We start from the raw sequence: 12,866 nt of genomic DNA, 5'->3' as shown, positions 1-12,866 counted from the left end.
ATGCGTCCCCGCTGGCCGTTCACGCCGCTTACGGCGTTGGCGTCCATATCACATCTTCGAGGCTGGGTGCGCCGACCGCCAGCATCACCAAGCGATCGAAGCCAAGCGCCACGCCGGAGGCTTGAGGCATTTGGCCGAGCGCGTCGAGGAAATCCTCGTCGATTGGATAACGTTCTCCATAGAGACGTTCCCTCTCGGCCATCTCGGTCTCGAAACGGGCGCGCTGTTCCACCGGATCGGTGAGCTCGCCAAAGCCATTGGCGATTTCCACGCCGCAGACATAAAGCTCGAAGCGTTCGGCCACACGCGGGTCATGCGCCGTGGCGCGCGCGAGCGCGGCCTCGCAGCGCGGATATTCATAAAGGATGGTCGGCGCAGGCACCCCGAGCTTGGGCTCGATGGTGACGATGATCTTGGAGAAGATGTCCGACCAGCTATCGCTTTCGGCGGGCTCAAACCCGGCCACCCGGGCGGCTTCGGCGAGGGCTTCACGGTCACCCTCACCTTCCGGCGAAAGAGTGGCCAAGAGATCGATGCCAGCATGGCGCGAAAAGGCCTCGGCGACGGTCAGCCGCTCGGCCGGCATATGCGGCATGCAGACCCGGTCCTTATAGGTATATTGCCCCGTGGCCGCGACTTCGGAGCCCAGCCAGACAATATCCAGGCAATCGTCGATAACGGCCGTATAGGGCTCGCCGGAGCGGTACCATTCCAGCATGGTGAATTCGAGGGCGTGCAGCGGCCCCGACTCGCGATTGCGGAAAACCCGGGCGAAGTCGAAAATCTTGGTTTCCCCAGCCGTGAGCAGCTTTTTGCAGGAAAACTCCGGTGAAGTGTGCAGATAGAGCGGGCGCCCCACCCCGTCCGGGGTGATTGCCTCGGTGGCAAAAGCCGACAAATGCGCCTCGTTCCCCGGCGAAACCGCCAAGGCGCCGCACTCAACCTCGATAAAGCCCTGAGATTCCAGGTGGGAAACCACGGCTTTCTTGATCCGCCCCCGCGACAGAAGCGCCGGGCGGCGGTCAGTGTGGCGGTGGGGAGCCCACCAGGAAGAACCCATCTTGGCCAAAGGCGTATGCTCCTGCTATAGGCCCCGTCTTCGCGGCCAGTGCCGCTCGAAAGCGGCTAGCCCGCCCCATGACGAACGAGGTACATCCGTGGTTTCGGTTATCGCCAGCTCCGTCCGCAAAGGCAACGTCCTCGAAAAAGAGGGCAAACTCTATGTTGTTCTCAAGGCCGAGAGCTTTCACCCCGGCAAGGGTACACCTACCACGACGATTGACATGCGCCGGATTTCCGACGGCGTCAAAGTCGTAGACCGCTATAAAACCACGGACAGCGTGGAAAAGGCGTTCGTAGAAGAACGGACCTACACCTATCTCTATCAGGATGGTGAACACTTCGTATTTATGGACCCCGAACATTTCGACCAACTCCCGGTCGATTCCTCGGTGGTCGGCGATCGCGCCCCCTATCTGCAGGAAAACATGGAAGTGACCCTGGCCCTGCACAATGGCGCGGCGGTCTCCATTGAACTGCCCCAGCGCGTTACCCTCGAAATTACCGAGACCGAACCGGTAGTTAAGGGTCAGACCGCCTCCGGCTCCTTCAAGCCGGCCGTGCTCTCCAATGGCGTACGCACCATGGTGCCGACTCACATTGTGGCAGGCACGCGCGTGGTGGTGATGACCGAAGACGGCTCCTATATCGAGCGCGCCAAGGACTAAGTTTTTTCCCTTATGCAAAAAGAAAAGGCCCGGTCTCGTACCGGGCCTTTTTTCGTTCGAATGGCGGCCTCAATCCGGGAAGGCCGCCAGAATCTTCTCGAAGATCATCTTCCAATGGCTATCGATGAAATAGGAGAGATTCTCGAAGGCCTCTTTCAAATAGCCGCGCAGCTCGGCCTCGAAGGCCCGCACCTGGGTTTTGGTCGGGGTATGGGAGGCTATCTTCTGCGCGATAAAACCATAGGCCGCGTTGACGAGGTGGCGCACGATCTCGGCAGTGGCCGCTTCGGCAGGCTTTCGCGCCATGCCGGAGATATCGTTAAACGCCCCGCCGGGAAAAAAGACATGCGAGGCGGGCGGCAGGCGATGGCCCAGCATTAAACCGCGGGCCTGAAAATTGGGGCCGAATCCATCCGAGCCATCAAAGGATTGGAAGAGGCGCAGGCGCTGCTCCACCATTTCATAGACCATCGGCGGGCATTCGGCGCTGACGACATTCACGCCGAGCTCGATGGCGCGTTCGCGGCTGATCTGCTCGCTATGCGGCATGTCGCCAGCCACCAGGAAATCGGTGAGCTGGCAGGCGTCGTCCTGACCAAAATGGGACTTGTTGAGAAGCTCGCAGGCGCGTTTCCTCGCCGTCTTCATCTCCTTCTCGGCGAGATAGCCCAGAAGCACGATTTCGTCGGACACCGCCGCGAGCGGCTTTTCCTTCAGGAGGCGGATGTAGGATTCGATCGGGAAGCCATAGAATTGCGTATCGATGGGACCTAGGCAGGCGAACTTGCCCATCACGATCTTCTCGGTAGAAAGCGCGATGATGGTGCCTGCGCTCATGGCGCAATAGGGCACATAGGTCGTGGTGTTGGGCCGGTCTTTCAACGCGCTGGCGATGAGCTCGCAGGCGAAAGCCTCGCCGCCCGGCGTATGCAGCACAATGTCGATGGGACGGTCGGCGGGCACGGAGCGGATTTCGGCGAGGATCTCGAAGGCCTCACGGGTGGTGAGATAGCGCCGCCCCTCGGAGGGCACATCCCGCGGATGGCCGAAATCATGGACGATGGCGATGAGCTTGCGCCCGCCCGTATCGACGGGCGAATGGGGTGACATGCCGGGGCGCGGCAGCGGGATGGAAATCGCCGCATCCCTTTGTGGAGATGAGAAATTCTCGCCGAACGGCGCCCCTGCCAAATTCATCGCCAGAGGCGGCGCAGAGACGGGCGCTACCGCCGGACCTGAGGGTACGCTGCGCAAATCGGCCGCAGTGGCTGATCGGCCACGGGCGGCCCGGACCACCGCGAAGACGAGCACGAAAAACGTCAGAATCGCGCCGCCCACGACAAGAAAATTAGGATCGTACGCCACAATACCCCCCAGCCCGTAGCTCTTGCGGACATCATAACCATCGCAGTCAGACTCGCAAAGCCAGGACACGAATCACGAGACGCAACAGCCGAGGGGAGTTTTGTGACAGCTCTAGAAGCCGTCCCAAGTCGTTGAGAACACGGTCCATTACCGATTAATACACAGCCAAGCCTGTGCGACATGTTGTCACACATCGCGTTTAGAGGCTGGTCAGAGATCGTCTGCCAAAATCGTCAGACTCATGCAACTGGCTGATTTGCATCACTGTTGCCGTTGGCACTCAGGTTGGCAGAGCGATTTCAGTAGGCTAAAGAGGGTTTATGAATCGACTTGACTGTACCGGACACGCGACAGCCATAGCCTTTCTTGCAGCCCTCTTCGCCTTCTCGGCGACGAGCGCGGAAGCCCGCAAGGCCCCCCAACATTCGTCACGCCACGCCGTGACGCATTCTGTGGCGCACCATGCTGGCATCCCCGTTCCGATGGCTCGCCCTGTGCTGACTGCGCTGACCGAAGACGCCACCCCCGCACAGCCGGGCGTGGTGCTTTCCGATCCCACCGTCAGCATCATTAGTGATGAGAAGGTCGCCGAAGCCCCAGCGGTGGTGCGCCCTGGCCGGCGGATTTTCTGTGTTGAATTCGCCCGCTTGGCCTCTGGCATTGCGCTTTTTGGTGACGCCCGCACCTGGTGGGATCAGGCCCGCAGCGCCTATGCCCAGCTGACCGATCCCCTGCCCGGCGCCGTGATGGTGTTCGCTGGCCGCAAGACCATGCGCAGCGGCCATGTCGCCGTGGTGAAGAAGGTAGTCTCGCCACGCGAAGTCTTGATCGATCACGCCAATTGGGGCCGCGATGGCAGCATCTATCTGAACGCCCCGGTGGTGGACGTGAGCGCCAACAACGATTGGTCGCTGGTGAAGGTGTGGAACGTCAAGGCCAACAAGATGGGCACGACGGCCTATTCCTTGAAGGGCTTCATCGCTCAGCGCCTGGCCTCCAACTAAGCCGGTTCCCCGAAACGAATTTGTGAAGCCCCTCGCGACCCCGCGAGGGGTTTTGCTTTTGGGCAAAGCGACAAAATCATCGCATAAGCTATCCGCCGATCCGTTCTGGGAGTTCTGTGCAATGCGCTCTGCTTTTTGCGCCCTTCTCTGCCTGTCTTTCGCGGCACCTGCGCTTGGGGCACCCGCGAACCCCTTGGAGGATTTGGCCGCACGCTCTCCCCTGACGAAGGGGGCTGTGGCGGCGCTGGAGAAGGCTGTCGAGCGCCTGCCGGAGCCAGCCCAAGCTGAAACCCGCGAGGCGCTTTTCCCGGAGACCGGCTGCATCGCCTATTTGAAAGGGCTGGATAAGGCGGGGGAAACGGCGATTCTCGATTCTCTGGCAGCGGAGAAATTCATCACCGACCGGGCGGCGGCGGAAAAGAGCCTGTTCGGCTATCCGCATGCGGGAAAAACCTGCCCCGCCCGCCTGCAGAGCGTCCGCGTCGCCCCAGGCGGCGATTGGGAGGGACATCACGCCTGGCCGGGCGGGCTCGCCGTGCACGAAGCCTCTAACCTGCATCTGGCGGAGAATTTCGTGACCCAGTTCCGCGCCGAGACCGGAGAGCCGAGCGCCATAGACATGACCCAAGTCACCGCCGCGGTGGTCTGGCATGATTGGGCCAAGACGGTCGAGTTCCAGTGGCAGGACGGCCGCCTGATCAACTATGAAAGCAAAATCGCGGGCACCGGCTCGCATCACATTCTGGGATTGGCAGAGGCCATGGCGCGCAAGATGCCGCCGCGCTTTGTCATGACCCAGGCCTGCGCTCACGATCTGCCCAAAGAGCCAGGCGGGCAGAATGTCATTTCTTGGTTGAAAGCGGGCGCCATCATCGCCCGGGTCGATCCGGTGAGGGCGGGCTACCTCACCAAAGCCGCGGATGGAAAACTCTCCGCCAGCTTTGGCGCCGAATGCCATGTGAACTTCCTCTCAGACCAGAGCTGGTCGAGCGAAGGCCCCGCCTTGAAGAAAGCCCGGGCGGTGCTGGCGGATGTGGCCGCCGATTACGGCTATGCCAAGAGCGATAGCGCGCGCTATGCCATGTTCGAGAATACAGCGCTGGCCTATTACGGGGCCGACGCGCTGGCGCTTCTGCCCGCGGAAACCGTGAAGGCGAAGCTTTTGGCGCTGAAGAAAGCCGGGCTGATTTAGCCCGGCTTCTCATCCCACCTTACGCCGCCGGGCGGCGGAGCAGATCGGCAAAGCGCGTCTCGGGCCGCACGCTCATCACATCGACACGCAACAGAATCGCCATCAAGCGGGTGATGCGGTCGAAAATCACGCCCGCCGAACATTCGATGCCTTCGCGGACATATTCGCGGCGCACGAAATCGCGCACGTCTTTGACGGTCAGCATCGTCTCGGACGCGTCTTGCGGAAAATCCACTTCGAATTCGAGGCTGAAGCGCGCGAACAAATTGTACAGTTCCATTCTATCCCCCGACGCGGACGACTCATTTACGCTTTGGAGTGCCTTGCACTGCAAGGCATCGCAACGGGCATACGCCCGGCTCGTAAACAGAGTGTTTTCATCTCTGCGCGGCTTTAAAAAAATCCTTCTGTGACAGCTTTTTCTTGCACTGTGGATAAGTGGGCGCCATGCTGCATAGAAGCTTCACACCGGGGGATGCAAGATGTCGATTTCGCGAATGACTTCAGGAATTTCGACATTCATCCTGGCTGCTTGCGTGATGACGGGATCGGCGGCAGCCGGTGCCTTAAAATGCGACAGACTGATTGATGTGCGGTCAGGAAAAATTCTGACCAATCAGGTGATCCAGTTCGACACGGCGGGCGTGATCACCAGCGTTGGCCCAAGCACGACCGTTCCGCCCGACGCCATCTCCATTCCCGGCAAGGCCTGTCTGCCTGGCCTCATCGATGCGCATGTGCATCTGACCGGAGATGCTACAGATCATGGATTTCAGGCGCTCGGCGTTTCGGTTCCGGCAGAAACCATCAAGGGCGTGAAGAATGCCCGCATCACCCTGGAAGCAGGCTTCACCAGCGCGCGCAATGTGGGCGCTACAGGCTTCAGCGATGTCGCGCTGCGTGATGGGATTAATGCGGGCGATGTGGAAGGACCGCGCCTGCTTGTTTCCGGCCCGATGGTGTCCATCACCGGCGGACACGGTGACAACAATCTTCTGCCTTATGAATATCATCGCAGCGATGAAGGCGTGGCGGACGGGCCCTGGGCGCTGCGCACCAAAGTGCGCGAGATCGTGAAATACGGCGCCGACCTGATCAAGATCAGCGCCTCGGGCGGGGTGCTTTCCAAAGGCGATGCGCCGGGGGCCGAACAGCTCAGCCTGGAAGAAATGCAGGCCATTGTCACGGAGGCCCATAAGCTTGGCCGCAAGGTTGCCGCCCATGCCCATGGCACACTCGCCATCAAGGACGCGATCCTGGCGGGTGTGGATTCGGTCGAGCATGCAAGCCTGATCGATGCGGAAGGCATCAAGCTTGCCAAGGCGCATGGCACATATCTGGTGTTCGATATCTATAACGACGACTACATCCTCTCCGAAGGGCTCAAGAGCGGCATGCTGCCTGAATCCATCGAAAAGGAAAAAAAGATCGGCCGCTTGCAGCGCGAGAATTTCAAAAAGGCCTTTGAGGGCGGCGCACCGATGGCCTTTGGCACCGATGCCGCGGTCTATCCCCACGGTGACAATGCCAAGCAATTTGCCAAGATGGTGGAATGGGGCATGAAGCCGATCGACGCGCTGCGCGCCGCGACCCTTAACGCCGCCGATCTGATGGGCTGGAAAGACAAGGTGGGTGAGATCGCGCCCGGCCATTTCGCCGATGTCATCGCGGTCGACGGCAATCCCTTGGAAAATGTGCGCGTTCTGGAAAAGGTCGGCTTCGTGATGAAGGGCGGCGCGGTGGTGAAAAATGCCCCGTAAGGCAGTGGCCCCCTAAAGTGAACGGCGGTGTCCGGCGCATTTGCCACCTTCTACACTTATAGTTGTAATGGCAATTTCTCCGCGAATCTCGCGCGGATAGCCCTGCCTATGGCTTTTATGGAATGGGATAACAGCTATTACACCGGCGTCGATATCTTCGACGAGGAACACAAAAAGCTGGTCGCGATCATCAATGATCTCAATGCCGCGCAAGAGGCGGGCTGCGAAAAGACCGAGCTCGAATTCATCTGCGCGCGGCTGGTCGAATATACCGCCCTGCATTTCCGCCATGAGGAAATGTATTTCGCGCAGTGCGATTACCCTGAAGCGGAGGAGCACAAGGGCTTTCACGACGCGCTAAAGGCGGCGGTTTTTGCCTTTCGCGATCGCGTGCAATTGGAGAATTGCCCCAGTGTTGCGGAGGAACTCGCGCAATTCCTGCGCCGCTGGTATCACGTTCACATCCTGGTCGAGGATGCCAAATATGCGCGCCATCTCAAGGAGCACGCGCATCTTTATGCGCGCCGTCCAGAACTTTAGCGTTTGGCCCAGCGCAATGAGAGGCAGGAAAGCCCCGCATCAAGCTTAGCGATCTCGCGCACATCCATCAGCCGAACAGAAAGGCCAAGCTCTGTGAGGCGTTCGGCAGTGCGCAAATAGGCGCCCGACACCAGCACCAGATCATTGATGCGGATAAGATTGGCGGCGGGCTCCTCGCCTTCCGGGGTCGTTACCACGCGAAAGCCCTCGAAGAGTCCACTGGCTGCCAAGGTAGGCGTTGCCAGAATGGTATCTTCTGAAAGAAGCGCGCAGGCCGTCTTGAAATGCAGCACGCCGGGCGGCGGTTCGACAATGCGCACGCTCTTTCCAAGGCTGGCAAGCGCGCGACTCAAGGCCTCCGCCCCAGGACGGGTGGTGCGGGCGGAAAGGCCGATGAACACGGCTTTGGGCGTCACCAGCACATCACCGCCATCGGCGTATTCATCCCGCGCCAGCTCATGCAGTGTCTCAAAATGAGCCGCAAGTGCGTTGCGCATATGATCGCGTTCTCCCAGCCGGGACGGCGCTCCGGGGCTGAGAAGAATAGCGCCCTCGCTGAAGACCAGCGCGGGATCTTCCATGAAGACGGAATCCGGAAAATCCTCGAGCGGCGGCTGGATATCGACCACCAGCCCCGCCTCCGCGAGCGCCGCCACATAGGCGCGATGCTCCGCCAGCACATCTTCATAAGCGGGGTCTGGCACAGCGACGCTGCGCAGCCCCTTCACGACAGAAGGGCCAGGTTCGCGCACGATGGCATGGGTAAAATCGAAAACGCGCATGAGATCCTCTCAAGCTCCATTCTGGCGCCGCGGCGCGTAAAACAAAAGCGCCCTATGGCGAGGAGCGCGTCCGGCGGGTAAGTTGGCGGCGTAGACAACAAGGACAGTACATGAGCGACGAGAAATGCCCCGAAATGAGCGGCGCGCGTGGCGAACTGACGGTACGTGTGAAAGCGATGCCAGCGGACACCAATGCCAATGGCGATATTTTCGGCGGCTGGGTGCTGTCCCAGATGGATATCGCCGGCGGCATCACGGCGTCGGAGCGCGCCCAATGCCGGATCACCACCGTGAAGGTGGATGCCATGGTCTTCCACCGCCCGGTGAAAGTCGGTGACACGCTCTGCGTCTACACCGAAATCGAGAAGATTGGCCGCAGTTCAATGACTATTCATATCGAATGCTGGGCACGACGCTTCCTCAGCCAGGTGCGTGAGCGGGTGACCGAGGCCAAGTTCATCTACGTTGCCATCGACGACAACGGCCGGCCGCAGCCGGTCGACCGCTGAATTTCTCAGTACAAGTGCAGGAATGCCGGGACGGCTATGACGCCGGGACCATGGCTGGGGGCATCCTTACGGGTTGAGTTTGGGGCGCGCGGGTCATAGCCGCGCTCATCCCGAGGAGGACTGCATATGGCCAATCCCTTTGTACACGTAGAACTCAACACCACCGATCTTGCCAAAGCGAAAGCGTTTTACGGAACGCTGTTTCGTTGGGAGCTCACCGATCTGGATATGGGGGCACATGGCCGCTACACGCTGATCGGCGTCGGGGAAGGCACCGGCGGCGGCATGATGCAACATCCGGTTCCGGGCGCCCCGTCGCAGTGGCTGCCTTATGCGGAAGTTCCCGATCTGGCGGCGGCGACCGAAAAAGCGCGCGAGCTGGGCGCCAAAATCGTTCAGGCCAATGTGTTGATCGAAGATAAGGGCGCGTTTTCGCTGATCATCGATCCTACCGGCGCGATGATTGGCTTATGGCAGCCGCATCGCCGCCGCCATTCCTCCGTCTACTGATTAATTGATTTAGCCAACAAAAAACCCCGGCGGTTTTCACCGACGGGGTTTTGAGCATGACTTGTGAAGCGACATATTCGATGCGCTCTCGCTCTCGCGAACGCGCAACCTCTGTCTTTAGCAGGACCGGCAACGACCTACTCTCCCGCGTCTTGAGACGCAGTACCATTGGCGCTGGGGGCTTTAACGGCCGAGTTCGGAATGGGATCGGGTGGAATTCCCCCGCTAGTATCACCGGTCCGGCAAAAGACAGAGCATACGACACCGAAAGACTTGTATTCATCCTTGCCCGGTTAGGGCCGCCTATGAGGGCGATAGGGATGATGTCTGGGTTTCTTTCCAGACATGGAACGAGGTGCTGGCGTTCAAGCCAATCGAGCGATTAGGACCAGTAAGCTCAACGCATTGCTGCGCTTACACACCTGGCCTATCGACGTGGTAGTCTTCCACGGCTCTCAAGGGAAACCTGGTTTTGAGATGAGTTTCCCGCTTAGATGCTTTCAGCGGTTATCTCGTCCGCACTTAGCTACCCGGCAATGCAGCTGGCGCCACAACCGGTCCACCAGAGGTGCGTTCGTTCCGGTCCTCTCGTACTAGGAACAAGTTCTCTCAAGTTTCCAACACCCACGGCAGATAGGGACCGAACTGTCTCACGACGTTCTAAACCCAGCTCACGTACCACTTTAAATGGCGAACAGCCATACCCTTGGGACCGGCTACAGCCCCAGGATGTGATGAGCCGACATCGAGGTGCCAAACCGCACCGTCGCTATGGACGCTTGGGTGCGATCAGCCTGTTATCCCCGGCGTACCTTTTATCCGTTGAGCGATGACCCTTCCACTCGGGATCACCGGATCACTATGACCGACTTTCGTCTCTGCTTGGCCCGTCGGCCTTGCAGTCAGGCAGGCTTGTGCCATTGCACTCAACAACCGATTTCCGACCGGTTTGAGCCTACCATCGCGCGCCTCCGTTACTCTTTGGGAGGCGACCGCCCCAGTCAAACTGCCCACCATGCATGGTCCTGAACCTCGTTTCGAGGCCGCAGTTAGACATCAGGATCGCAAAGGGTGGTATTTCAAGGACGGCTCCATCCAGGCCAGAGCCCAGACTTCAAAGCCTACCACCTATCCTACGCATCACAGTCCTAATGCCAGTGCAAAGTTGCAGTAAAGGTGCACGGGGTCTTTCCGTCTGACCGCGGGAACCCCGCATCTTCACGGGGAATTCAATTTCGCTGAGCCGGTGTTGGAGACAGTGGGGAAGTCGTTACGCCTTTCGTGCAGGTCGGAACTTACCCGACAAGGAATTTCGCTACCTTAGGACCGTTATAGTTACGGCCGCCGTTTACCGGGGCTTCGATTCGACGCTTTCACATCTCCTCTTAACCTTCCGGCACCGGGCAGGCGTCAGACGCTATACGTCATCTTTGGATTTCGCAGCGCCCTGTGTTTTTAGTAAACAGTCGCCACCCCCTGCTATGTGCCCCCGGCCAAGACTTGCGTCGAGACCGGGCCCTCTTCTTCCGAAGTTACGAGGGCAATTTGCCTAGTTCCTTCAACACCGTTCTCTCAAGCGCCTTAGCATACTCTGCCAGTCCACCTGTGTCGGTTTAGGGTACGGGCTACGCTGGAGCTATTTCCTGGGACAACTTCGCGGCATGACCAATCCAGTAAGGTCATACAACTTACGTCATCCGTCACTTCCAGCTGGCTCAGGAATGTTCACCTGATTCCCATCGACTACGCCTTTCGGCCTTGCCTTAGGGGCCGGCTAACCCTGCGCAGATTAACTTGACGCAGGAACCCTTGGACTTACGGCGAGAGGGTCTCTCACCCTCTTTATCGCTACTCATGTCAGCATTCTTACTTCTGATACCTCCAAGGTCGGTCGCCCTTCCTCTTCGCAGGCATACAGAACACTCTGCTACCATACACTTGCGTGTATCCTAAGCTTCGGCTCGTGGCTTGAGCCCCGTTACATTTTCGGCGCAAAAACCCTTATTTAGACCAGTGAGCTGTTACGCTTTCTTTAAATGATGGCTGCTTCTAAGCCAACATCCTGGTTGTTTTGGGATTCTCACATCCTTTCACACTTAGCCACGAATTAGGGGCCTTAGCTGTAGGTCAGGGTTTTTTCCCTCTTCACGACGGACGTTAGCACCCGCCGTGTGTCTCCCGTGCTCAGCACTCTTTGGTATTCGGAGTTTGGTTAGGTTTGGTAAGCGGTGAAGCCCCCTAGCCCATCCAGTGCTCTACCCCCAAAGGTGATACACGAGGCGCTACCTAAATAGCTTTCGCAGAGAACCAGCTATCTGCAAGTTTGATTGGCCTTTCACCCCTAGCCACAACTCATCCCCGACTTTTTCAACAGGCGTGAGTTCGGTCCTCCAGTGCGTGTTACCGCACCTTCAACCTGGTCATGGCTAGATCACTTGCTTTCGGGTCTAATCCGTCTAACTCAGTCGCCCTATTCAGACTCGCTTTCGCTACGCCTCCACCTGTCGGCTTAGGCTTGCTAGACAAACTAACTCGCTGACCCATTATACAAAAGGTACGAGGTCACCTTGCGGCTCCCTCTGTTTGTAGGCGTTCGGTTTCAGGTCTCTTTCACTCCCCTCGCCGGGGTGCTTTTCACCTTTCCCTCACGGTACTAGTTCGCTATCGGTCACACACGAGTACTTAGGCTTGGAGCGTGGTCGCCCCATCTTCAGGCAGGATTTCACGTGTCCCGCCCTACTCAAGGATCTTCAAAATTTCTACCCGTACGGGGCTATCACCCGCTATGGCCGATCTTTCCAGATCGTTCCGGTTCTTAATTGAAGACCACTGGCCTGGTCCGCGTTCGCTCGCCACTACTAACGGAGTCTCTGTTGATGTCCTTTCCTACGGGTACTGAGATGTTTCAGTTCCCCGCGTTCGCTTCTTTGACCTATGTATTCAGTCAAAGATAATCCTTGCGGATTGGGTTTCCCCATTCGGAGATCTACGGGTCAAAGAGTGCTCGCCTCTCACCGCAGCTTATCGCAGCGTGCTACGTCCTTCATCGCCTGTGTGTGCCAAGGCATCCCCCAAACGCCCTTACTTAAACGCTTGATCGCTCAGCAATTCGTTCCATGCCCAGAAAGAAAGCCAGATCACGGAATCGTCTCCCGTGCCCCGCAATCCATCCGTTCACGGATTTCTTACGATCAGTTTTTTGGTGTCGTATGGATCAACCGATCGTGCAATCGGAAGATCTCGCTTTCACAATGTCATGGGTAGTTCATCGTCTCTGGATCTTGGAGGAAACCAGGACGAAGCTTTTGTCCTTACATATCCGTTGAGTGCTGCTGGACCAATCATCTGCCAACCAAAACCTTGGTGGAGCCGATCGGGATCGAACCGACGACCTGAAGCTTGCAAAGCTACCGCTCTCCCAACTGAGCTACGGCCCCGAAAGGATCTTTGGCTCGGATCAAGCAAGTAATTAGCGCC

The 12,866-nt window shown here is 58.6% G+C and carries 11 protein-coding genes, 1 tRNA gene and 2 rRNA genes; 7 read left to right on the top strand and 7 right to left on the bottom strand.

The window, feature by feature from the left end:
- Positions 1-28: 28 nt before the first annotated feature.
- On the bottom strand, positions 29-1,069 hold the full coding sequence (epmA, locus tag FHS83_RS09310; RefSeq protein ID WP_208414353.1) for an EF-P lysine aminoacylase EpmA: 1,041 nt from the start codon (positions 1,067-1,069) through the stop codon (positions 29-31).
- A gap of 88 nt (positions 1,070-1,157) precedes the next feature.
- Between epmA and efp the strand changes: the two genes are divergently transcribed.
- Positions 1,158-1,727: an elongation factor P gene (gene efp / locus FHS83_RS09305; protein WP_167082700.1), complete on the top strand. Its 570-nt coding sequence runs from the start codon at positions 1,158-1,160 to the stop codon at positions 1,725-1,727.
- Between the two features lie 69 nt (positions 1,728-1,796).
- Here efp and FHS83_RS09300 read toward each other — a convergent pair whose 3' ends face one another.
- Positions 1,797-3,092: an SDH family Clp fold serine proteinase gene (locus FHS83_RS09300; RefSeq protein WP_167082699.1), complete on the bottom strand. Its 1,296-nt coding sequence runs from the start codon at positions 3,090-3,092 to the stop codon at positions 1,797-1,799.
- A 482-nt stretch (positions 3,093-3,574) separates the two neighbouring features.
- Between FHS83_RS09300 and FHS83_RS09295 the strand changes: the two genes are divergently transcribed.
- Both FHS83_RS09295 and FHS83_RS09290 read left to right on the top strand, forming a co-directional pair.
- Complete coding sequence (locus FHS83_RS09295) at positions 3,575-4,096, top strand: CHAP domain-containing protein (RefSeq protein ID WP_167082698.1); 522 nt, start codon at positions 3,575-3,577, stop codon at positions 4,094-4,096.
- A gap of 121 nt (positions 4,097-4,217) precedes the next feature.
- Positions 4,218-5,288, top strand: coding sequence for a hypothetical protein (locus FHS83_RS09290; protein WP_167082697.1), 1,071 nt, complete (start codon positions 4,218-4,220; stop codon positions 5,286-5,288).
- Between the two features lie 19 nt (positions 5,289-5,307).
- Here FHS83_RS09290 and FHS83_RS09285 read toward each other — a convergent pair whose 3' ends face one another.
- Entirely contained in the window at positions 5,308-5,568 is a 261-nt protein-coding gene (locus FHS83_RS09285) for a hypothetical protein (protein ID WP_167082696.1), read from the bottom strand.
- A gap of 202 nt (positions 5,569-5,770) precedes the next feature.
- Here FHS83_RS09285 and FHS83_RS09280 point away from each other — a divergent pair, with 202 nt between their 5' ends.
- Together FHS83_RS09280 and FHS83_RS09275 are read left to right on the top strand one after the other, a co-directional pair.
- Complete coding sequence (locus FHS83_RS09280; protein WP_167082695.1) at positions 5,771-7,048, top strand: Xaa-Pro dipeptidase; 1,278 nt, start codon at positions 5,771-5,773, stop codon at positions 7,046-7,048.
- 108 nt (positions 7,049-7,156) lie between these two features.
- Positions 7,157-7,588, top strand: a complete 432-nt coding sequence (locus tag FHS83_RS09275) for a bacteriohemerythrin (protein ID WP_167082694.1) — start codon at positions 7,157-7,159, stop codon at positions 7,586-7,588.
- Here the strand turns inward: FHS83_RS09275 and FHS83_RS09270 are convergent.
- Positions 7,585-8,370: a dimethylarginine dimethylaminohydrolase family protein gene (locus FHS83_RS09270; protein ID WP_167082693.1), complete on the bottom strand. Its 786-nt coding sequence runs from the start codon at positions 8,368-8,370 to the stop codon at positions 7,585-7,587. The genes FHS83_RS09275 and FHS83_RS09270 overlap by 4 nt on opposite strands.
- 110 nt (positions 8,371-8,480) lie before the next feature.
- On the opposite strand from FHS83_RS09270, the gene FHS83_RS09265 reads away from it, so the two are divergent.
- Together FHS83_RS09265 and FHS83_RS09260 are read left to right on the top strand one after the other, a co-directional pair.
- Positions 8,481-8,879, top strand: a complete 399-nt coding sequence (locus FHS83_RS09265; RefSeq protein ID WP_167082692.1) for an acyl-CoA thioesterase — start codon at positions 8,481-8,483, stop codon at positions 8,877-8,879.
- Positions 8,880-9,005: 126 nt separating this feature from the next.
- Positions 9,006-9,389, top strand: a complete 384-nt coding sequence (locus FHS83_RS09260) for a VOC family protein (protein WP_167082691.1) — start codon at positions 9,006-9,008, stop codon at positions 9,387-9,389.
- 124 nt (positions 9,390-9,513) lie between these two features.
- Here the strand turns inward: FHS83_RS09260 and rrf are convergent.
- From rrf to FHS83_RS09245, 3 genes are all read right to left on the bottom strand, one after another.
- Positions 9,514-9,628: ribosomal RNA gene (rrf, locus tag FHS83_RS09255) — 5S ribosomal RNA — on the bottom strand.
- A gap of 122 nt (positions 9,629-9,750) precedes the next feature.
- Positions 9,751-12,480: ribosomal RNA gene (locus FHS83_RS09250) — 23S ribosomal RNA — on the bottom strand.
- Positions 12,481-12,750: 270 nt separating this feature from the next.
- Positions 12,751-12,826, bottom strand: a tRNA-Ala gene (locus FHS83_RS09245).
- Positions 12,827-12,866: the final 40 nt, after the last annotated feature.

It is taken from the genome of Rhizomicrobium palustre (assembly GCF_011761565.1).
Lineage (GTDB): Bacteria > Pseudomonadota > Alphaproteobacteria > Micropepsales > Micropepsaceae > Rhizomicrobium > Rhizomicrobium palustre.
This window is presented reverse-complemented; position numbering and strand designations above follow the sequence as displayed.